A 21,870-nucleotide genomic window follows, 5' to 3' on the forward strand; every position below is an offset into this window, starting at 1 on the left:
CGAAGTTTAGAGTGCTCGACTCAAGTGCTCGGCAGCGACGCGACGAGATCGAAATGCGTTCCGTAAAAACACGATGGCGGTAAAAAATGGTGTGAATCCGAGGAAACCGATAATGAATATCGACCCGATCAGGCTTAGGGGAAAGAGAGCTATTCCGATCATCGCGGCCAAAATTCCTGATGTGAAGAAAAGTCCAGCAAGTGGAGCAGTCAGAGCCTTAAGCTGTTCACCCCACAGCAGCCACGCGGCCATCGCCATGATCGCCGTTCCGCTAAGCAAATACGCAAAGATCCTATATTTTGCGAGCATTCCATCCCCTTCATCCCAACCGCGAAAAACGACTGGATCAAAAAAGAAACAGATCGCCGGCATAATGACGCCGAAAAACCAATCAAACTTCTGTTGCCGCCGGGTCACAACTCGCCCAAACTGCCTTCGCCAGAATTTCGCCTCGATTTGACCCTCGTTATATTTCTCTACGGTTGAAAGCGGCTGTGCTTCCGCTTTTACTACAGGCATCGGCCCAACAAAATCAGGCTCTTCGAATGCGTAATATGTCCGACCACTAACTTCCAGATAATTCGCGTTCATATGGTTATTTCAAATTTGGTTTTAACGCCTGTCGAAAGAAATAACGGCTCAGTGCCGCAAGGACTATACATCCCGTCGGCAATCCGACCATCAGGATCTGAACTTCCCTCGGCCACGAGTTGCCTCCGCTTGTAAAGATCAAATGGATTAGCATTATGGCTAGGTAGCCAAAATAGATCGATGGAACCGCGAAAAATACTCCACAAAATGCTGAGAGTATTCTTTCTGTTGTGGGGCTCACGGTTTTCATAGAACTATTGAAATGCATCTTCTTTTGCGGTCTATTTATAAAGCTGATCCTGACCCAAGCGACCAGCTCTTCTTAAAAAACCACCTACTGATCAACCCAAAAACTATCGTCGCCAGCGGAAATGCGATCGCTCCGATGAGCATTCCGAAGTTACGGTGCGCCGCCGCCTCTTCGGGCCTGGCGGTGACGTTTTTGTAGATGAGCATTACCGTGTAGAGAGCGAAAAAAAGGCAAGGCGGTATGAAAGCAATGCCGCAAAGTGTGAATAGGATCCGCTGTATCTTTGGTGAAAGTATCTCCATCTTAACCTCGAGTGGAAACCGCCGGAACCGATGCTTTATTTGACGCCCGCAGTCTCCTTTTGTTCCCGAATTTTCGCGTCTTCACATCCCCATGATCTGCCCAATGACATGCAGCATCGAAAATGCAATAAACACACAGATCGCCGTGTCCGTCCGCCGCACCTCGCGTCGCCAACGCGGCACGCGGCTGCGGTGCCAGAGCGTCCAGGCGAGAGCCGTCAGAAGCAGAAGCGAGAATAACGTCGGAGCCAACGTCGGCGGAAAAGCGAGTTTCAGGATCACCTCCGACGCAAACCCGAACCAATAAGCCACACCGCACCACATCAGGATGACCGGAGCCATCAAAAGCATCTGCACTGTCCAATATGTTCGGCGGTTGTGTGAGTTGGAATATCGCATGTTCGTCTTCGCCGCATAGCGGCGGTTGAATGTAGCCGTGGGTGAAAACCCACGGTTTCGGTCGTTTATTTTTCGCGTCGCGTTAGCGACGGTTCAATCTCAATCGTCGCTGACGCGACGGCGGCCCTTTCTCCATCTTTTCCGTGGGTTTTCACCCACGGCTACAATCAGTTGTCGCTACGCGACAGAAAAACTGGCTACTCTTTCCGTGGGTTTCACCCACGGCTAAATTCAGTTGTCGCTCCGCGACAAAGAAAAACTGGCTACTGATTACTTACTGCTGGCCACTGTCTACCGACCCTTCATCGCCTTGATCAAGGCCTCCATGTGGTCGAGATACCGCGTCAACGCTTCCCTTCCGGCCTTAGTGATCTTGTATTCGGTCAGTGGCATTCGTCCTTTGAAAGACTTTTCGAGGGTCACGTAACCGGCATCTTCGAGCTTTCTCGCGTGGACGCTGATGTTGCCGTCGGTGGTATTGAGTAGCGTTTTGAGTTCCGTGAAGCTGAGCTTAGCGTTCGCCGCGAGCGCTGAGATTATGCCGAGACGCATGCGTTCGTGTATGACCTTGTCGAGGTCGTTCGAGACATTCTCGGCCGCCTTTTCGACACGCAGGCCGTGGCCGATGGATTCGTCGTTATTTTTTAATGCTAGATTCTTTGCCATTTGTTTTTTGCCCGCGAAATACGCGAAAGCACGCGAAATTATAAATTCTCGTTCGATCAACTTCCCGCAAGCGGCGTTCCGATGATGCCGACGGCGAGTTCTGCCCAGACGACCGCGAGGGCGAGCAGGATCGCTACGCATGCCGCGATTCGGTACTCAAACCTCTTAACCAAACGGAGTGCGATCTCGATCGCGAGGCCGGCTCCGAACAGCATCACTGCCGCCGCGGCGAAATCGATAGCGGTCCATTTCACGCCGTCGACGCCGAGTTTCATGGCGGCGAAGGGGATGAGCAGCAAGATTGCTGCGGTCGAGAGTATTCCGATGAGTCTGATGTTTTTCATATATTTCCCGGGAACGCAGGCGCCCTCGCCTGCAACGCCGGTTCCTCCGGCGTGATGTCGGTTAATATTTTCAACTTGAACACATGTCGCGTTCGTCAGCGTCCCGAAGCGGAACGCTTGCAGGCGAGGGCGCCTGCGTTCCCGGCGGCGTTCCAGATTAGCCGCCGTATTTTTTGGCGATGATCGCTCCAAAGATGATGTGCAGCATCCCAAAGCTTGCGCCCATCATCATGTTTCCGTAATGGGCCGGGATGGCAAAGGCGATAGCTCCGAGCGCCATGAAGAACCAGCCCATCACCGGGATCACGCGTACGGAAAACGCTCCTCCGCAAACGACCGCCGCTCCGTAGGAGAGCATGCAGATCGGAGCCATGACGTAAAAATAGCCGTTCTTCGCAAGGCCGAGCACGACGATCACGCCGACGATGAGCGGCGGGGCGAAGCCGAGGGCGAATTTGCGGGCGGGGGCTGAGACGAGCGATTGCCCGCCGATCTTCGATTTTTGCCACATGGCAAGCATTCCTATGGCGAAAGCCAAAGCCCCCTCGATCAGCCACGTCACCAGCGAATCGCGCAGCAGCACCTGCGTGTTCGCGATGTACGCGGCAACCAGAGCAGTTACGCCCATCAGCATTCCGCCATAGCCCGGCACGGCCGTGAAATGCGTCGAGCGTTCCATCGTCTCGCGGATAAATTGCAGGTTATCGATCGCCCGATCGCCAATATTCACCGGCTCATCCGCCACACGTTCATCCGCTCTGACAGCTTTGAGTATCGCCATAGTAAGGACAAATTACATCAAGTATTTTTATATGTCAAGTACTTTATATTGTAAAGTGAAAATAATTCTCAAAAAAATGACGGCCCGTTTGGGCCGTCAAAGTTTCTCGAGGAGGAGAAATAAACTAGTGCGGCTCATCGACCGCGACCTTTCCCTTGAATGTGCGGAAAAGGAACGCAAAGTAGCCGAGAGCTATGACGATGCCGATTGGCCACCAGATGAGGCCCGCTGTCAGGCCGTACGAGCCGGCCTTGGCATTTTGAATGGTTAGACTGAATGCCGGGTCGAGGGCCGGAAGAACATTGGGATAAAGTCCGTAAACAGCTCCGCCGAGCATCATCGCGAGATACACGGATGAGCCGATGAAGGCTAATTTATCATTGCCTTTGGAGTTAAAATATTTGATGGCTCCAAGCGATGCGGCAACGAAAAGGGGTATTAGCCAACCGACTGGCAGGTAATAGTAATTCTCAAGGATCTGCGGCCTGACGACCATGACCGCGACGAGGCTGAGGATAGTTACCAGCACAAGTGCGTACCAACCAACGCTCACGACCTTACGGGCACGTAGGTTCATATCGCCTTCGGTCTTGTGGGCGAGGTAGTTCGCTCCGTGGATGGACAGAGCAACCAGGCTGACGACGCCGGAAAGCACAGTGAACCAATCCAGAATGCCGGTCGCACCGCTGGTCGTCCAATCCGTGAACAGCGGCTCAAAAAAGTAACCGGTCGCATCGAGCGGAACGCCGCGAATGACGTTTCCGAGGGCCGCCCCAAAAAATATCGCCAGCAAAATGCTCGCCCCGGCAAAGACGAAATCCCAAAAGCTCGTCCACATCGGATTGTCGAGCTGATGCCGCAGTTCAATGCCCGCGGCTCGCAGGATCAACAGCCAGAGAACCATAATGAGCGGCAGATAAAATCCTGAGAATCCGGCGGCGTAAAGAGCGGGGAAAGCGAAATAAAGCGTTCCTCCGGTCGCGAGCAGCCAAACCTCATTGCCATCCCAAACCGGGCCGATCGCACGGATCACAACGTCGCGCTCCTTGTCCGAGCGGCCGACGAAATAATGCACAATGCCCGCACCGATGTCGAAGCCATCGAGGACAACGTAGCAAACCAACATAAAAGCAACTATTCCAAACCAAATTGTTTCCATTTCGTCCTCCTTAATTGGCTTCTGCCAAAGTTTCTAAACCGAGTTCCTCGACACCCTGATCGATCCGCCGTAGCATCAGAAATATGTAGAGCAGCGAAAGTACGGTGTACATCCCCAAAAATCCGAGCAGCGTGAACAGGACGTTGCCGCCCGATACCATCGGCGAATGCCCGTGTTCGGTGCGGAAAAGCCCATAGACGAGCCACGGCTGGCGGCCGAGTTCCGCAACCATCCAACCGACAGTGTTTGCAATGAACGGCAGAGGAAAGCTGAGCATTATGATCCATAGGAGCCAGTTGGCTGTAAATAGCCAGCCTCGCCACAACCAGATCGCGGCAAACACCATGATCCCGATGAAGATCGTGCCCAGGCCGACCATTATATGAAAGCTGTAATAGAGAAGCGGAACATTGGTCGGGTGGTCTTCTTTTGGAAATTCGTTGAGGCCTCTCACCTTCGCGTCCCAACGCTGATAGGTAATGAAGCTGAGCATGTTCGGGATATGAATGGCGTTGTCTAGCCGCTGCTTTTCCATATCCGGCTGACCGATGAGAACCATCGGTGCACCTTCTTTCGTATCGTACAGCCCTTCCATCGCGGCGAGCGTGACGGGCTGATGCTGGGCGATCATCCGGCCCTGCAGGTCACCGGACGGAAACAACATCCAGATGCTCGCGATACAGCCGACGATGACGCCGACCTTCATGAACATCCGTGCGTACTCAACCTTTCTGTTCGACAAAATGTAGAACGCACCGAGTGCCGATACGGCAAATGAGCCTACTACGACAGCTCCGCCCATGTTGTGCATGTATTCGTAAATAGCCCATTTATTCAGGACGAGAGCCCAGAAGCTGGTGAGCTGAACAGACCCGTCAGGGCCGACCTCGTAACCGACCGGATGCTGCATCCAGGCGTTGGTCGCAATAATAAACCAGCCCGAAAGCCACGTTCCCAGAAACAGCATGATCGACGCAAAATAATGCACCTTTTGCCCGAGCCGCTTCTCGCCGAACAGAAAGATGCCGATAAATGCACTTTCAAGAAAGAACGCGAAGGTTCCTTCCATTGCGAGAGTTTGTCCGATCACGCCGCCGGCGTACTTAGAAAACGCCGCCCAGTTCGTACCGAACTGAAACTCCATCGGGATCCCGGTGACGACGCCAAAAAGAAACGTGATTCCGAGGATCTTGCCCCAAAACCGTGCGATCTCGTTCCACCGCTCGTCCTTCTGATAGATCGCAAGCGTCTTAAAGATGACAATGATCGGTGCTAACCCCATTGTCAGCATCGGAAATAGATAGTGGTATGTAATTGTAAATGCGAATTGTATTCGATCGAGAGTATTGGCTTCCATTTGCCCTCCAAACCGTCGTAGATGCAACCCTTGTGCCGCATCGACGGCAGCACTGAGATCAGGAAAAGTGGAGTATTTTGTCCGCATTCTATATTCACCGGCCTTTGTTGCGCAATATAACTGCGGCGCGAAGCGCGAATTTCTTAGCAGTTTGCGGGCGGAGTTTCGCACATCGCTCCGGAAGCGAAAATTGTTTGAACCAGAAAGCGGTTTCGACCGTCTTATAACCAACATGAAAAAATTGGCCCTGCTGTGTCTTGGTTTTTTGGCAATGAGCGTTGCTCTGCTGAGCAGCTTTTCTGTTCGAGCGCAGGAAACAGAAACGATCAAGGTGGACACGCGGCTCGTCAGCGTACCCGTCATCGTGAGCGATCGTAACGGACGCTACGTGCCGAATCTGACTGCGGCGGATTTCACGATCCTGCAGGACGGAAAAGAACAGGATATAGAGTTTTTCGCTGCCGTCGAGGAACCGCTCACGATCGCTTTGCTCATCGATACGAGCCAGAGCACGCGCCCGGTTCTGGGCGATATCAAGGACTCGGCAAAGTCGTTCATCAAGCTACTCACGCCAAAAGACCGGGCGATGGTCGTCACATTCGACTACGCAACACACATACTGAGCGGCCTGACATCGGATCAAAAACAGCTCGAAAGGGCGATAAAGGATGCCGAGATACCAGACCGAATGTTCGGCACGACGATGCGCGACGCTGTCTATCAAACGGTTGCTGATTCGTTTCGAGGGATCACGGGAAGAAAAGCTATCATTCTGCTGACAGATGGCAAAGACGCCGGCAGCCGCATGAACGCGACCAATCTGCTCTACCGGTTAGAAGAGAGCGACACGCTCATTTACACCGTGATGTTCAAGACCGGCGACACCCCGCGGCAGGCTCCGATGATCTTTGGACGCGGTCGACGGGATTCTATCTTGTTCCCGCCCATGCCGCGCCGCGATCCACGACGAGAGGCACGCGTCGAGCGAAACAACGAGATGGCTGAGGAATTCCTTCAGGAACTATCGGACACGACAGCTGGACGGTTTTATTCAAGCAAGGACGGGAAGCTGAAAAAGACTTTCGCAACGATCGTCGAAGAACTCCGATTCCAATACCGTCTCGGCTTTTACCCGCCGGAGGAAACCGCCGGAACCATTTCGCACACCCTGAAAGTGAAAGTCTCAAAACCAGATACCGTCGTCAGGTCGCGTTCGGGTTACAGGACTACGACGAAATAGAATTTTTCAGTACCGGCAACTCAGATTCGGCATTAAGAATTTTGCCCGCGAAACACGCGAAAGGACGCGAAATAGCGAAATCCTCGGAGCAATGGTGATCAAACATCCGATCTTCTTATTTCGCGCTTTTTCGCGTGTTTCGCGGGCAAAAAATCTTTCAGCGCTCGCTTTCTATTTCTTGGACTTCGCGGGGGCGTTGACCTTGTCTCCAAGATTTTCTTCGGGCGCGGCGTTCGGGTTGGCTAGCGGAAAAGTAAGGCGTTTACCCTGCATTACGTACGAACTGCCGTTCCATTTATAGCGGGTGCGGGTAAAGTATGTCGGGCAGCAGAGCTGCTCCTCGTCGCCCGTGATACGTCCGGTCTCAACCGGCCCGAGCAGAAAGCGGTCCTGGCCGTAGAGCTCGACGACCAACTCGCCGGCATCGGCACGAATGTCCTTCAAACCGCCGTCGGAACGGTCACCCGTGCGGAAAAACCACATTAGCTCGGGCTTCCCGCCTTCCCATTCGTATATGTAAGCCACCTGCGGGATCGCAGCTCCGCCGGTCTCGATCTTTAGAACGACGACCGCTTCGTCCTCACCGTCGCTGTTTACATCAAGATACTTGACCGTGACAAAAGACAATCCGATGCGCCGGGCCGCCTTACGATCGGCCTTTTCTTCCGGGGTCATATCGTCCTTAACGTCGACCGAAACCGGCGGAACGCGGCCATTGACCAGCTTGATCTCGCTTCCATCCGGATTTTCCCAACCGCGGGGCAGCTCGTATGAGAAGTTCTTAAAATCGAACTTTCCGATCGGCGAATTTGTGGTCTTACCGCTGTCGCTGAGCAGTTCTTTTTGCAAATTCGGAATAGCGGACGAGGGCGTTGCCGCAGGCTCAGGTGATGGAGCCGGCGGAACGGCGGCGACGGGAGCCTCGACGTTCTTAGGCGTTTCGACCTTGGCCGTGCAGGAATTGCTCGCAATGCACGCGCCGAGGAACAGGATCGAGATACTGCTTCGAAAAATAAATCCCATTGAAAATCTCTAGTGCCCGCTCTCCGGTTATGCTCGGGTCAAACTGCGATACTTGATCCGATGCGGCTGGTCGGCGTCGTGGCCGAGACGGCGTTTGCGGTCTGCCTCGTATTCGCTATAGTTGCCGTCAAAATACTCGACATGGCTGTCGCCCTCGAACGCCAGGATGTGCGTCGCGATGCGATCCAAAAACCAGCGATCGTGCGATATTACGACAGCGCAGCCGCCAAAGTTTTCGAGCGATTCTTCGAGTGCACGCATCGTATTGACGTCGATATCGTTGGTCGGCTCATCAAGCAGAATGACATTCGCACCCGATTTCAGCATCTTGGCGAGGTGAACGCGGTTGCGCTCGCCGCCCGAAAGTTGGCCGACAAATTTTTGCTGATCGGCACCGGAGAAATTGAATTTCGAGACGTAAGTTCTCGCATTCATCTCGCGCTTGCCGAGCATGACAAAATCGAGCCCGTCGGCGATCTCATCGAACACCGTCTTTTCATCATTCAGGCTGTCACGCGACTGATCGACGTAACCAAGCTTTACCGTCTCGCCCACTTTGAACGTTCCCGAATCAGGTTGATCCTGACCGGTGATAAGGCGGAAAAGCGTAGTTTTACCTGCACCATTCGGGCCGATGACGCCGACGATACCGCCCTTCGGCAGCGAGAATTCAAGATTTTCGAAAAGCACCTTGTCGTCATAACCTTTTGAGACGCCGTGAGCCTCAATGACGATATCACCTAGCCGCGGACCGGGCGGGATGTAGATCTCGAGCGTGTCGGCACGCTCCTCGGATTTGGTAGCGACGAGTTCTTCGTAATCTTTGATACGCGCCTTTGATTTAGCGTGGCGGCCCTTCGTGCCCATTCTTATCCACTCGAGTTCGCGGTCGAGCGTTTTCTGCAGTTTGTCTTCGCTGCGTGATTCTTGAGCAAGCCGGGCACTCTTTTGTTCGAGCCACGAGGTGTAATTGCCCTCGTACGGGATGCCGCGGCCGTGGTCGAGTTCGAGGATCCAGCCGGCGACGTTGTCGAGGAAGTAGCGATCGTGTGTGACGGCGATGATCGTGCCCTCGTACTTCTGCAAATGAAGCTCAAGCCAGCCGACAGTCTCAGCATCAAGGTGGTTCGTCGGCTCATCGAGCAGCAGAACGTCTGGCTTTTGCAGCAAAAGACGGCATAACGCGACGCGGCGTTTTTCACCACCTGAAAGGTTCTTAATGACCGTATTTGGCGGCGGGCAGCGAAGTGCATCCATCGCCATCTCAAGCCGTGAATCGAGATCCCAAGCGTCGGCGTGATCGAGCTTTTCCTGCACTTCGCCCTGGCGTTCGATGAGTTTTGTCATCTCATCATCGTCCATCGGTTCGGCAAATTTGGCGTTGATCTCTTCGTATTCTTTCAACAGATCGACGGTCGACTGTACCGCTTCCTCAACGATCTGCTGCACGGTCTTGGTCTCGTCAAGCTTCGGCTCCTGCTCAAGATAGCCGACCGAATAGCCCTTAGAAAAAACGACCTCGCCATTAAAATCCGTGTCCGTCCCTGCAATAATGCGAAGCAAACTAGATTTACCCGCGCCATTGAGGCCCAGCACACCGATCTTCGCACCGTAAAAGAACGACATATAAATGTCCTTCAGGACAGGCTTTTTGTCGTAAAACTTTGATAAATTGACCATCGAAAAGATGATCTTATTTGGTTCTGCCATAATTATTTTTTCCCGCGAAATACGCGAAAAGACGCGAATGGAAGCGGATTCGGAATCTTTTGATTAAAGCCCGAGTCGGTCTAGAAGTTCATCTCGCCCGATCTCGTGATGACGGGCAATGTCAGCAAGTATGCCCGAAAGCGTGCCTATTTTGATCGGATCGTGGGCTGGAACAGTTACATGATGTTCGCCATTCACGATGGTCGTAAGACGAATGTGGCTGCCCGACTGCCGCGATATTTCGTAACCGAGCGCATTTAACGCTCGGGCAAGCGAGACACCGCTGATGTCCCGAGGCAATTTCATGCAGCGAGCACTTCCTCGCTGACGAAATGAAGCCTGATCATCTTCGGCTTACTTGCCGGCTCGAAATGACAATCGACAGCGTCGCGTATATTTGCCCTTAATTCTTCGACAGTTTCACCTTGAGTGAAAATTGACTCACCCAGGGCCTTAGCGTTGTAGCCGCCTTCAATGTCTTCTTCAACTAGAAATATGATCTCGTTCATTGATATATCAAATTATAGACTATTGACACTGGAAAACGGTTTTTGCCGTCACCCTGCTCATTTCTTTTTCTTCTGGAACCAGTCTTTCCACCAGTTCTGAAGTTGGTGCCGATTCTTTTGTTCTGAGACGTAGTTGAAGTAGGCATAAATACCGTTAGTTTCCCACTCCTTCTCCGCCTTTGGTGGAAGCATCTCCAACATCAGTTTTACCCATTCCAAGTCGTCATTCGAGGCGATGTCAAGAAGTGTAATTATTGCAGTATCTCCAACTGCGTAATGCTGCCACGTCGGAACCGAATATCTCGGATCTGAAATTTTTCTGCTGTCCGTTATTTTGTTAATAAGACACGGAATTGCCTCGTCTCCCTTCAAGATAAGCGATTCGTAGATCGGATCAGTTTCCTCGGGCACCCGATTTGGAATGACCTTGATATCTTCCAACTTATTACATAATTGATCTGCTTTTAAACTGCTTATTTCAATCGGAATAGGTGGTTTTATCTTTTCCGGAACTGGCGTTTTAAAAGTTGGAGCAGGACCCATCTCCCTACTCAACTCTTTCTGAGAACCACATCCAATCAGTAAACAAATACCAAGAGAGAACGCGATTAATCTAGTTAAACGCCTCCGGAAAAACAAGTTAGCGGGTGGTGATTCGGTCATTTCGTTCCGGGTTCGTGGGTTTCACCCATGACTAAATTTTAAAGTCCCTACGCGGTGATTTTGACAGTTCTAATAGAACATTTTTCAATCCGATTCCGCTTCACCTCAAACCCAATTCCCGGCCCTTCCGGTGCGGTGATCGTTCCCTGGGGCGAAACCTCGACCGCTGGTTCGATGATGTCTTCGTGCCAGTATCTTTTCGAGGGCGGAGACGTCGCCGGGCATGGTGTAGCCGGCAAGGGTTGAGATTGCGATGTTGTGGGCACGGCCGATACCGGATTCGAGCATGCCGCCGCACCAGACTGGCATTCCGTTTTCGCGGCAGACTTTTTCTACTAGTTTGGATTGAGTGTGGCCGCCGACGCGGCCATTCTTCAAATTAATAATTTTGCCGGACTTTAGCTCTATGGCCTTGCGGGCGTCTTCGGGAGATTTTATCGGTTCGTCGAGGCAGATCGGGGTATTGATCTGGGCCTGGAGCTTCGCGTGGTCGATGATGTCGTCGTACGGCAGCGGCTGTTCGAGCATCATGAGGTTAAATTCGTCGAGGCTCTTGAGCAGGTCAATATCGGCAAGCGTATAGGCGGAATTCGCGTCGCCCATAAGCAGAATATCGCCAAATTCTGCCCGGACCGCTTTTATCACATCGTAATCCCACGATGGCGAGATCTTTATCTTGATGCGTTTGTAACCGGCTTCGACCTCGACACGGATCTTTTCCAGCAGTTGAGCGACATTGTCCTGAATACCGATCGAAACGCCGCATTCGATCGTTTGATTGACGCCGCCGAGGTGCCGCCAGAGCGGGACGCCGAGCTTTTTGGCTTCGAGATCCCAGCAGGCAGTTTCGATCCCGGCCTTTGCCATGCGGTGGCCGCGTGCCCATTTCATCGCGCCCCAAACGTCCGCCGCCGTGTTAAACTCCTTACCAACGACCATCGGAGCCAGAATTCGCTCCGCCGTCACCCACGCCGAATCGGTCCACTCGTCGGAATACCCTGGCGATTCCCCACAGGTGATCTCACCCCAGCCTTCGCCGCCATCCTCATCCTCGACACGCACCAAAATGATGCGGCGTTCATACGTCCGGCCAAAGCTGGTTTCGAAAAAATGGACTAACGGGAGATTTATCTCAGTGAGTTCTACAGATTTGATCTTACGCATGGCGGCAAAAGGATTAGGTTAGTGTTTGCGAGAGGAAAATGCAATTTGCTCACCAGATAATGCATTCGTTCGCGTTCAGCCCACGATCTCAAATTGCAGTGCCTGCGTTGATGTCTTCGGCTTTTTAGGATCCGATTCGTCGGTGACGATGACCTGCAGGATGTAATCGCCGGGAATCATTTTGCTGCCCAGCGAGATCGCCCGCGTCGCTCGCAGGTGTTGAAGATCTGTTTGCCCAAGCAATTCTATTGGCGTTGTTTTACCGTCGAGAACGAGCTTGCCGTCACTGAAAACGCGAATGCGCGTCGTTAGTCTCGGCTGCTTTGCCTGGTCGAGTTTGGCATTATACACCTCGAAACCGAACCGCATCACCGAGCCGATCTTTACGCGGCGAAGCGCGGTGTCGGTCATCGGATTCGACTCGTATGTTGCCGTGTTTGAGGATGTGGCGTTTCGCCAAGCTTCTTCGCTAAGATTTTCGATCACAACGCTCGATATCGTGAGCCGCTTTTTCTTCAGATCGGGAACCTCGATAAATTGGCTCGCTGAACCCAGCTTTCCGCCCTGCGTGTCGCGGATCGCGACGCGGTATTGATAGGCTCCGGGCTTTTTGACCGGAAAGAGAAAATGATAAACAAATCCCTCGCTCAGCATTCGCTTATAAGCGTCGGGTTTGACCGTCAGCGTGTAGGATTTGCCGAGCTGATCGACCGGTTGGCCATTGTCGCCGAAGCTCATCGCCAGCACCTCGAAAACAGCCTTCTTTTGTCCGTTGTCGGCGTCGGTGAATTTCAGATCGGCAGCGTTCACGTGAAGCAGCGAACGAACATAGGAAACGCCTTTTGTATCATTGCCGAACAGCGCGTTCAGCCGCAGATTGATCCCGCTGACTGAAAACGGCGAGACAAGCGCGTATTCGAGCTGGCCGAGCGTCGGGTTCGCGTTCGCCGGCGGCGGCGGCTTTTCGCGATCGGCTACGTTGAAGAAGCCGCTGCGGTAACGCGCCTTTGCTCCCGCGCGAAGAACCTTGACGTCGATCTTGTTAAATCGCAATTTCGCCGCGTCAAAGGTATCGGTATCCGGCTCATAGGTAACGAGATAGTAGCTTTGATCCTCTAAAACCTTGCCGATGCCGCCGGTGATATCGTTGTTGTTAACGAGAGCAAACCCGCCCGTTTCCTCTGAAATATATCTGAGCGACGCCTGCGTATCGTTAAGCTTTGTCCTCCGTTCGGACATTGCCGCATCTACGTCCTGCGCCGTACGGCCGCTTGTGTCATCGGCCGCGGTCAAGCCCGTGTAGACGAGGCCTCGCGGGTCGATCGAATAGACGATGACTGAGGCCCGATTAGCGTTCTCGATCAGCCGCTGGATCGGGTCGAGCGAACGCGAGCCTTCGGCAAAACCTTCGGCGTTTGTATTCGTAAGGGCAAAGCCCTCGGAAAAGAAAACGACCGATTTTCTTCCCGGCAATTCGCTCATGCCGTTGACGACATATTCCAGAGCCCCAAGCGCCCCGGTAGCAAAATAGCTCTCGCGAAAATCGTTGAATTCCCGCTCGACGCCTTCGGCAGTGCGTTCACCGGCTTCAGGCTCGGGTGCATCGGGATCGGCGGGCAGTACGGACTGAAGCGGAGCGAAAGCGCTGATGCCGCCATTTCCGAGCGGATTCCACTTGACCTTTTCGATCGCCGCGTAAAGGATGCGTTTGTCAGATGTAAATTGCTGAAGGGCTCCGATGCCTGCCCCGGTTCGGATTATCGCGACGAGGTCGCCATCCACCATTTGTTCATCGACGAATTTCTTGAGTGCCCGGCGTGTTTGATACGCACTTTCGAAGGAAAGCGTGAGGTCATCGACCACCAGGGCGAACGTCCGGCGAACCTGCTCAGCCTTTAGCTGCGTTGGCGGCGGAGCGATCGCACCTTTATCGATCTGTTCAGGTTTAACGGCTGGCTGGCGGGCGGCACCAGAGATGAAGGTCAATCCCGTGATCTTTTGCTTTTGGCCGTTCTCGTAAAGCTCGATCTCGTCCGGCCGCAGATCGGCGATGGGTTTGCCCCTTGCATCGAGCACCGTAACGTCGAGGCGTATCAGGTTGGTGGATATCTTGACGACGTCACTGTCATTCGGCTTGGGGCTCGGCGTTGGTGTTTGTCCAAACGTTTGAGTGGCGGCCGCCAGAAAAAGCAGCAAAAAAACAACACAACTTTTCATTTAGGCCTTTGTCTCCGGGAACTATTCTACTATCTCAAATTGGATGAACTGCGTCACCGTCCGTACGTTCGCGCCGCCATCTATCACGTCTACCTGAAGGATGTAGTCACCCGGCGTGAGGCTTTCCCCAAGCTTTATGCCGCCGACGGCCGAGATCATCTTCGGAGATTCGGCATTCAGCCTTGTGATCGGCTTTTTGCCGGTCTCAAAAACGACATCGCGGCCGCTGTACAGCTTTAAATTATAGTTCAGAGCTGCCTTCGATCCCGCCATCTTGGCATTGTGGATCTGATACGCGAACCGCAGTACCGAGCCCGCCTTGAAGCGGCGAGCCGAGGTATCCCACAATGAATCTCCCGCCCCGGCAGTGTCAGCATCGGGCAGCGAAGCGATCTTTACCCACGTGTCGAACGGAACGTTTTCGAGTGCCATTCCCGAGAGTGTCAGGTTATTTTTCTTTAGGTCCGGAACCTCGATAAACTGGTTAGCCGAGCCGACGCGTTCGGTCGCAACGTCACGGACTGCAAGACGCACGGAATACGCTCCCGGTTTTTTAATAGGCAGCGAAAATGTGGTGACGAGGCCGCGTTCGATGAATTTCTTGTACTGCTCGTCGTCGAATGTCAGCACGAAATTCTTCGGGCGTTCGTCCATGATCTTGCCAACGTCATTGAGCGTGATCGCAACGATATCAAAATCCGTTCGAAGCCTTCCGTCGGGAAGTTTTTTGAATGTCAGGTCGTTCGCATCTACGTTGATCACGGTGCGAACGAAGGCGGCCTGTTTCGCGTCACCGGCAAAGATGGCGTTCATCTTCACATCGATGTCGTTGACCGCAAAGGGCGATGTCAGTGCACCGATCATCGCATCCGTTACGGACAGCTTCGGCTTTACGATCTGCTCTTCGCTTATCCCAAAGAAACCACTGCGAAAACGCACCTGAGCACCTTCGCGTTTAACCTTGACGTCAAACTTATTGTAGCGACTCTGTTTGTCGTTAAAGGTGTCGCTATCCGGCTCGTAGCCGATAAGATAATAGGACTGATCATTTAGTACACGTCTAATGCCCGTGTTGATGTCGTTTTGATTAAAATAAGCGAGTCCGCCTGTCTCATCCGCTAGATATCGAAGCCCCTGCTGCGAGTCGTCGATCTTGTTCAACCGCTCGTTCAGCAAGATCGTCGAGGCCTGCACACCGGTTTGACGGCCGAGCTTGCCGAGGTCATCTTCCGCATCGAAACCGGGAGCGATGAGGCCCGGAGCGTGAATCGTATAAAACACTACCGAAGCTCGATTCGCAAAATCGATCAGATGCTGCATAGCGGTATAGATGCGAGAAGATTCCGGGCGGCCACTTCCATCCCGGGTTACAAGGCTTAGGCCGTCTGAAAGCAAGATCACGGACTTACGTCCGGGTAGCTCCCTCATTCCCCGCACAATGAAGTTGAGGGCCCCAAGCGTACCGCTGGCAAAGATATTTTCACGAAATTCGTTGAAATTTCTCGCGGCGGAGTCATCGCTTCTCAGACCTTCGGGGGGATCGGGATCGATGGTAAGGCTGAACCGTGGGTCGGCATTTACAACAGTCTCGCTCATGCTGGTGCTGAGCGGGTTGAAAAAAGCCAGCGAACCAAGCCCGCCCGAATTGAACTTCACGCGGTTGATAGCGGCCTGTAGCTGTCGCTTATCTGCGGTAAATTGCTGGAGAGCTCCGACGCCCGCTCCAGTTCGAATGATCGCGACCAGATCGCCCTCCTGCATCTGTTCGTCAACAAACTTTTTCAAAGCCTCGCGAACCCATACAGTGCTGCCGAAGGATAAAGTCAGATCGTCAACGACTAACGCGATCGTCCGCCGAACCTGCTCAGGCCGTATCGGGGCAGACGGAAGCACCACTACAGGGGTTCCGGCCGAGTCTTTTTTCGGATTCTTGCTATCCACCGTCCGCATTCCTGGAGTAAACGCAAAATTCGAGATCCTTTGCAGTTTTCCGTTCTCATAGATCTCAACCTCTTCCGGTTTTAGATCGGTGATCGGATTTCCCTTTTTGTCGGTGACGCTTACGTCGAGCTGAATGAGGTTAGTTGAGATACGGACGACATCCTTATCATCTTGCGGAGTAGGGCGCACCGTGATCTGGTTGTTTTGGGCAGAAACGCCGATGGCGAAAAAAAACAGGAGCCCGAATCCTGACAAACGCTTGAACATACGACAAAACTCCAAAACGGCAAGATTTGTTTGCTATCATAGTATGAATCGCTCTGATTGGGAAGTAATTTTCCGCAGGCATAACAGGTTAAACTCACCGCATCCAAAGGTTTCCGTACGAAATATGTTTCAAACTTTTGTAAAACTTAACGTCGCTATTTTGCTGGTCTCGGTCCTATTCATCGTCGGGTGCTCAGCCCAGCAGACCGAGGAGCAGGCTCTGCAGTCGCTGCGGCAGATGACCAGCACGGGAAAGCTGCCGCCCGAGGATTTTGTTTCAAACCTGGAATCGCGGTTCGCGGGCAAGCACACCGGCGCTCTTGCTAAGCTCCTTCGGGCGCGGATCAAGCTCGAACAAAACGATTTCGGCGGAGCCGCCGCAGTCTTGAACTCGGACGTTTTTAAGAAACAAACCAAGCTCGCCGACTACGCCCTTTGGCTCCGCGGCAAGGCTTTACAGTCTGCCGGCAATAATGGTGAAGCTGCGGCCGCATTTGGCGAACTGATCCGAGATCATCCTGACTCAATACGTTTTCGTGACGCAAAATTGTTGTGGGCGATGTCAGCCATGGCCTCGGGCAAAGCGGTCGAGATCCCGCCAATGCTGATCGATCTGAGTGAAAAAAATGACGGCGACGCGTTGCTCGCCACGGCGAAAGCATACGAGGCTCAGAATTCACAGTCAGAGGCTATCAAGTATTTTCGCCGAACGTTCTTCTTCGCCGCCGGAAGTCCCGCCGCGAAGGAAGCCGAAGCGAAGTTGTCCTCAATGGGCCAGCCGCTGACCCCGCAGAACGCCGAGGAACAGCTCGCCCGGGCCGATAAACTGCTTGCGGCAAAGTCTTTTGCTGAAGCCGCGGCCGCATACGCGAGTCTCGCATCCGCATTTCCGCAAGCCGTGACGCCGGAGGTTCAGGTCAGGCGAATTACCGCGGTTTCGAATACGCCGGGAATCGCAGACGGCCTCAATATTCTAAACTCGATTCCAGCATCAGCCGCATCGGAACGGGAGCAGGCATATCGGCAGCTGGTGCTCGGTTACGCTAAAACCAAACAATGGGTCAAGCTGCGTTCGACCGTCGACGCAATGCGGGCGGCGTTTCCGACCGGCACGCTCGTCGCAAAAACGATGATCGACGCCGGTATGGCGGCTCGCGACGGCAAGAATCGCACGGATGAAGCGTACTTTTTCAACACAGCGGTCGCCGCCTATCCAAATGCGGTCGAGGTTGCGGTTGCTCAGTTCGAGGCCGGTTGGGTTCAGCATGAGAATAATAATTTCGCGTTGTCATCGCAGATGATGGTCGATCACCTCGCGCGTTTTGCTGACAAAGATACGAGTAATCGCGGCAAAGCCGGCTACTGGGCGGCACGCGATTCCGAACGTGCCGGAAAGACTGCGGACGCCTGTGCTCTTTATGACGGTGTCATTTATCGCTATTCCGCAAATTGGTATGGCTATCTGGCGATGAGCAGGCTCTCGGCGATGAAATCACAGGGCAATTGCCGCGACACGACCCCGCCAAATCCAACCGTCGCGAAGGCGGTCGCGAACCTCAAAACGGTCACCGTCGCCCCTGAAACCGCCGGCAGCAAGGAGCTTGCTCGGGCCGAGAAAAGCGATGAACTTTCGATAATCGGGCTATTCGATTGGGCGATCGACGAGCTGAATGAGGCCAAAAAGACCGCCGGCAATAGCCCAAAGATCAATCTCGCCCTTGCCCGCTACTATCGCTGGAAAGGCGACAACACTTCAGCCCTGGTCGCGATGCAGAAGAGTTATCCCGATTACGCACAGATGTTCCCAGAGGAAATGGATCGCGAAACATGGGCTTTCTTTTACCCGCTGATCAACTGGAACGAGATCAAATACTGGGCAGGCGAACGCCGTCTTGATCCGTACCAAGTCGCGGGATTGATCCGGCAGGAATCGGTCTTCACGCCGTCTGCCAAATCAGGTGCCAACGCTCACGGGCTGATGCAGCTGCTCGTTCCGACCGCTCAATCGATGGCGCGCAAATACGTTTCGAAAACGTCGATGGTCACCGCAACCGCACTTTATCAGCCGCCTCTCAATATCGAGCTCGGGACGGCGTACATGCGAGATCAATTAGATAAATTTGGACGCATCGAATACGTTGCCGTCGCCTACAACGCTGGCCCGGGCCGCGTGCCGCAATGGCGTGCGACGCTGCCCGCTGAAATGGACGAATTCGTCGAGGAGATACCGTTCAAGGAAACAAAAGCCTACGTCCAGGGCGTCATCCGCAACTCCGCCCAATACCGCCGCCTGTATGACGAGAATGGCAACTTCAAGTCCAATGTCGGAGCGCGGCCGTTGAGGGGTGAGCTTGAATCCAAACCGCGTGACCAGTTTTTGGCAGAAAATCCTGACGCGGTGATCGAGGCGGACTCGAATTAAGGACCATGGCCGAATGGGATGGCTACATTCTCACCGATTACCGGTTTGAGTTTTTACCGGGTTCGGTGATCCTGGACGTTGGCTGCGGCTCAGGCCATCAACTCAGCGAGCTGCAGAACACGGAAGCAAATGCTTTCGGCGTTGATATTGACCAAGATTCTCTGAATGTATGCCGCGAGCGCGGATTAAACATCGCCGCAGGCGAGGCTGAAAGACTTCCATACCAAGATGAGGCTTTCGACGGGATCCTGTGCAAAGTGGTTCTCTCCTATACTGACGATCGCAAGGCGGTCGCAGAAATAGCCCGCACGCTCCGGCCCGGGGCCACTGCCTACATTGTTACGCATGGAGCGGGGTATTACCTGACCTATTTCCTAAAGAACCGCTCCCTCGCAACCCGCTTTTATGGGCTGCGCTCGCTGGTCAATACGATGTTTTTCTCGTTAACGGGCAAACGTCTGCCCGGCTTCCTGGGCGATACTATTTATCAGTCGGAAAGGCTCTTGTCGCAGCTCTACACAGCCAACGGGCTCGAGCTAACATCCACTAGTTCGAGCAAAGGCCCGTTCGGATATCCGGTTTTCATTTATCACAAAATAATCCGGAAACGCTAAGCTCCCAACTGTCCGCTTAGCGGGGGAAAAAGGGCAGAGTTCGCACTCGATTCCCGGTCAGCCGAAAATACGCGTTTGCGATCGCCGGAGCGATGCAGGGAACGCCCGGCTCGCCAATTCCTCCGATGGGCGCATTTGGGTCTGTCGGAATCAGCTCGATAGTCAGGTTTGGCATCTCTCGCAGTTTTATCTTCCGGGTGTTGTTGAAGTTCCGAACATTTGAGCGGCCTGCCGTAAATGTCACACGCTCCCATAAAGCCGCGTTCAATCCGTGCACGATTCCCCCCTCGATCTGCGCTTTTACGGCATCGGGGTTTATCGCCCGGCCGCAATCGACCACGCACCAGATGTTATGCAGCTTGATCTGGCCGCTGACAACCGATAGTTCAACCACCTGGGCAACGATGCTTCCGAAACATTGCGAGAATGCGATGCCTCGAGCCCGGCCATTCGGGACTGGGCCGCCCCAATTCGAAATAGCAGCAACCCGATCAAGCACGGCGAGGCCGCGCGGAGTATTCAGCAAATGCTGCCGGCGGAATTGATACGGATCCACACCCGCTGCCGCAGCAAGCTCGTCCATCATGCTCTCGACCGCAAAGGCATTTATCGAATGCCCGACCGAACGCCAGTAGCCGACCGGGATAGGCGCCGGATGAATGAGGTGCTTAACCAGCCGGGAATTGAATGAATAGGTAAGGCCGGTAGCGGTCGTCGCCCCCTCGATCGCCTGGCCGTCAACCGATGTAGAGGTTGGGCGGCGTTGAAGCGAGATAGACGGAGAACAGTTTTGGTAGTACCAGTTCTTTACCATGTTGTGCTGGTCTAGCCCGGCAGTGATACGTATCGCCGCCATGGGCCGATACTGGTCTCGGGAGTAATCTTCTTCACGGGACCACATAAACTTGACCGGCCGATTGATAGCAAGGGCAACCTGTATCGCCTGACTGATGAAATCCTGCTCAAATTTACGTCCCAGCCCACCGCCGAGGAAAGTCGTGTAAACGTCGATCTGCGAGATCGGCAATCCCGTAAGGGCTATCGCTGTGTTAACGCAAAGCGACTGGCTCTGCGTCGGTGCCCATATCTCGCATCGCCGCGAGCTTCCCTCTCCCGTGATCCTTACCGTACAATTTAGAACCTCCATCGCCGCGTGAGCTTGATAAGGCAGATAATACGTCGCGGTCGTGCGATGAAGAGAGTACAGTGCATCTCTTTTAACATTACCGACCACCTCTGCGATACGTGTGTCCGCCGTACCATTCGTAAGCATATCTTCAGCCTGAGCGAAGATGGTGTCCGTATTTAGCTGTTGCGACGAGGGCGGAATATTCCAGGTCGCAGTCACCCGACTAGCGGCCTGCAAAGCGCTCCACGTATCTCCTGCAACTGCCGCCACTGCATTGACCATTCCCGTGGCCTCAGTTCCGCGGCCTGTTCCGGTTATAACCCGCAGCGGAACAACGGCGATCGCCCCAGAAGGAGTCGATGGAGTATTGGCAAGAGTCCCGCCAAAAGTAGGACAATGCTTGACTGCGGCATAGACCATATCCGGCAGACGAACGTCCATGCCGTAGATCGCACTGCCATCGATCTTCGCAGGAATATCAAATCGAGGTGCGTCGTTGCCGATGTACCGCAATGCGTTATCAGGTACGAGCGTTGGATTTACCGGAACCGGCATCTGCGCTGCGAGCGAAGCTAATTGACCGTAGGTCAGGACCTGACTATTGACCGTATTCGAAACTTTTCCGTTTGCAGCACTACAGATCGCGGGCGACAGATTCCACATTTGAGCGGCCGCCGCGATCAACATGTCACGGGCGGTAGCTCCTGCCTTTCTAAGGGGCAGATAATACCCGCGGATGCTGCCGCTTCCAACTGTCATCTGGGAATTGTAAAGCGGATTGCCATAGGCTGGAGAAGCCCGGTTTGATTCCACCTTGACCTTTGCCCAATCAACCATCAGATCTTCGGCAAGCAGCATGGCGAGGCCCGTCATAGTGCCCTGACCCATTTCCGATATTCCGATGGCCATCGTTACCGATTCATCAGTCCCGATCCGCAGCCATGTACCTAATTGGGCGGCTTCAGGGGCCTCTTTTGGGTTATCGTCCGCAACCTGGGCTTTGGCTGTCTCGCCAAACTTTGTCGTTAGTATAAACGCACCTGCGACCGAAGAAGCAATAAAGCGTCGGCGGCTGATCAACTGCTGCGAATCATCTTTTTTCGCCATGCCAACCTCCGTGAA

20 protein-coding genes and 1 pseudogene are annotated in these 21,870 nt (G+C 53.7%); 3 read left to right on the plus strand and 18 right to left on the minus strand.

All coding sequences use genetic code 11. The annotated features are described in order from the left end of the window. Positions 1-6: 6 nt before the first annotated feature. The 9 genes from IPG22_03390 to IPG22_03430 all read right to left on the minus strand — a co-directional run bounded on the left by IPG22_03390 (position 7) and on the right by IPG22_03430 (position 5,849). Positions 7-591, minus strand: a complete 585-nt coding sequence (locus IPG22_03390; protein MBK6587347.1) for a hypothetical protein — start codon at positions 589-591, stop codon at positions 7-9. A gap of 4 nt (positions 592-595) precedes the next feature. Next, complete coding sequence (locus IPG22_03395; GenBank protein MBK6587348.1) at positions 596-745, minus strand: hypothetical protein; 150 nt, start codon at positions 743-745, stop codon at positions 596-598. 131 nt (positions 746-876) lie between these two features. Then, positions 877-1,143 carry a hypothetical protein gene (locus tag IPG22_03400; GenBank protein ID MBK6587349.1) on the minus strand — a complete coding sequence of 89 codons (267 nt, stop codon included), beginning with the start codon at positions 1,141-1,143 and terminating at the stop codon, positions 877-879. Between the two features lie 81 nt (positions 1,144-1,224). Next, positions 1,225-1,542: a hypothetical protein gene (locus IPG22_03405; GenBank protein ID MBK6587350.1), complete on the minus strand. Its 318-nt coding sequence runs from the start codon at positions 1,540-1,542 to the stop codon at positions 1,225-1,227. Between the two features lie 291 nt (positions 1,543-1,833). Continuing rightward, positions 1,834-2,208 (minus strand): transcriptional regulator, encoded by a 375-nt coding sequence (locus IPG22_03410; GenBank protein MBK6587351.1) that lies wholly within the window; start codon positions 2,206-2,208, stop codon positions 1,834-1,836. Positions 2,209-2,264: 56 nt separating this feature from the next. Then, positions 2,265-2,552 carry a hypothetical protein gene (locus IPG22_03415; GenBank protein ID MBK6587352.1) on the minus strand — a complete coding sequence of 96 codons (288 nt, stop codon included), beginning with the start codon at positions 2,550-2,552 and terminating at the stop codon, positions 2,265-2,267. A 157-nt stretch (positions 2,553-2,709) separates the two neighbouring features. Beyond that, the gene (locus IPG22_03420; GenBank protein MBK6587353.1) at positions 2,710-3,333 is read right to left on the minus strand and encodes a hypothetical protein; all 624 of its coding nucleotides are present in this window, start codon (positions 3,331-3,333) and stop codon (positions 2,710-2,712) included. 124 nt (positions 3,334-3,457) lie between these two features. Next, positions 3,458-4,492, minus strand: coding sequence for a cytochrome d ubiquinol oxidase subunit II (cydB, locus tag IPG22_03425; protein MBK6587354.1), 1,035 nt, complete (start codon positions 4,490-4,492; stop codon positions 3,458-3,460). A gap of 10 nt (positions 4,493-4,502) precedes the next feature. Further along, on the minus strand, positions 4,503-5,849 hold the full coding sequence (locus IPG22_03430; protein MBK6587355.1) for a cytochrome ubiquinol oxidase subunit I: 1,347 nt from the start codon (positions 5,847-5,849) through the stop codon (positions 4,503-4,505). Positions 5,850-6,081: 232 nt separating this feature from the next. On the opposite strand from IPG22_03430, the gene IPG22_03435 reads away from it, so the two are divergent. Beyond that, on the plus strand, positions 6,082-7,089 hold the full coding sequence (locus IPG22_03435; protein MBK6587356.1) for a VWA domain-containing protein: 1,008 nt from the start codon (positions 6,082-6,084) through the stop codon (positions 7,087-7,089). 171 nt (positions 7,090-7,260) lie between these two features. Here IPG22_03435 and IPG22_03440 read toward each other — a convergent pair whose 3' ends face one another. The 8 genes and pseudogenes from IPG22_03440 to IPG22_03475 form a co-directional block, all read right to left on the minus strand. Further along, on the minus strand, positions 7,261-8,112 hold the full coding sequence (locus IPG22_03440; protein ID MBK6587357.1) for a hypothetical protein: 852 nt from the start codon (positions 8,110-8,112) through the stop codon (positions 7,261-7,263). Positions 8,113-8,139: 27 nt separating this feature from the next. Then, positions 8,140-9,825 carry an energy-dependent translational throttle protein EttA gene (gene ettA, locus IPG22_03445; protein MBK6587358.1) on the minus strand — a complete coding sequence of 562 codons (1,686 nt, stop codon included), beginning with the start codon at positions 9,823-9,825 and terminating at the stop codon, positions 8,140-8,142. A 60-nt stretch (positions 9,826-9,885) separates the two neighbouring features. Then, a complete protein-coding gene (locus tag IPG22_03450) occupies positions 9,886-10,128 on the minus strand; it encodes a type II toxin-antitoxin system HicA family toxin (GenBank protein ID MBK6587359.1) in 243 nt (80 codons plus the stop codon). After that, the gene (locus tag IPG22_03455; protein ID MBK6587360.1) at positions 10,125-10,331 is read right to left on the minus strand and encodes a 2-oxoisovalerate dehydrogenase; all 207 of its coding nucleotides are present in this window, start codon (positions 10,329-10,331) and stop codon (positions 10,125-10,127) included. Before IPG22_03455 ends, IPG22_03450 begins: the two co-directional genes overlap by 4 nt. Positions 10,332-10,388: 57 nt before the next feature. Beyond that, positions 10,389-10,994 (minus strand): hypothetical protein, encoded by a 606-nt coding sequence (locus IPG22_03460; GenBank protein ID MBK6587361.1) that lies wholly within the window; start codon positions 10,992-10,994, stop codon positions 10,389-10,391. A 47-nt stretch (positions 10,995-11,041) separates the two neighbouring features. Continuing rightward, positions 11,042-12,158 (minus strand): annotated as a pseudogene (gene menC, locus IPG22_03465) (o-succinylbenzoate synthase). A gap of 75 nt (positions 12,159-12,233) precedes the next feature. After that, positions 12,234-14,375 (minus strand): VWA domain-containing protein, encoded by a 2,142-nt coding sequence (locus IPG22_03470; GenBank protein ID MBK6587362.1) that lies wholly within the window; start codon positions 14,373-14,375, stop codon positions 12,234-12,236. A 21-nt stretch (positions 14,376-14,396) separates the two neighbouring features. Then, a complete protein-coding gene (locus IPG22_03475; protein MBK6587363.1) occupies positions 14,397-16,583 on the minus strand; it encodes a VWA domain-containing protein in 2,187 nt (728 codons plus the stop codon). Between the two features lie 124 nt (positions 16,584-16,707). On the opposite strand from IPG22_03475, the gene IPG22_03480 reads away from it, so the two are divergent. Continuing rightward, positions 16,708-19,005, plus strand: a complete 2,298-nt coding sequence (locus IPG22_03480) for a lytic transglycosylase domain-containing protein (GenBank protein MBK6587364.1) — start codon at positions 16,708-16,710, stop codon at positions 19,003-19,005. Positions 19,006-19,010: 5 nt separating this feature from the next. Beyond that, positions 19,011-19,619, plus strand: coding sequence for a class I SAM-dependent methyltransferase (locus IPG22_03485; GenBank protein MBK6587365.1), 609 nt, complete (start codon positions 19,011-19,013; stop codon positions 19,617-19,619). A 16-nt stretch (positions 19,620-19,635) separates the two neighbouring features. On the opposite strand, the gene IPG22_03490 is transcribed toward IPG22_03485, so the two are convergent. After that, complete coding sequence (locus IPG22_03490; protein ID MBK6587366.1) at positions 19,636-21,855, minus strand: xanthine dehydrogenase family protein molybdopterin-binding subunit; 2,220 nt, start codon at positions 21,853-21,855, stop codon at positions 19,636-19,638. Between the last annotated feature and the right edge of the window lie 15 nt (positions 21,856-21,870).

The sequence above is a fragment of the Acidobacteriota bacterium genome (genome assembly GCA_016703965.1).
In the GTDB taxonomy this organism is placed as follows: domain Bacteria; phylum Acidobacteriota; class Blastocatellia; order Pyrinomonadales; family Pyrinomonadaceae; genus OLB17.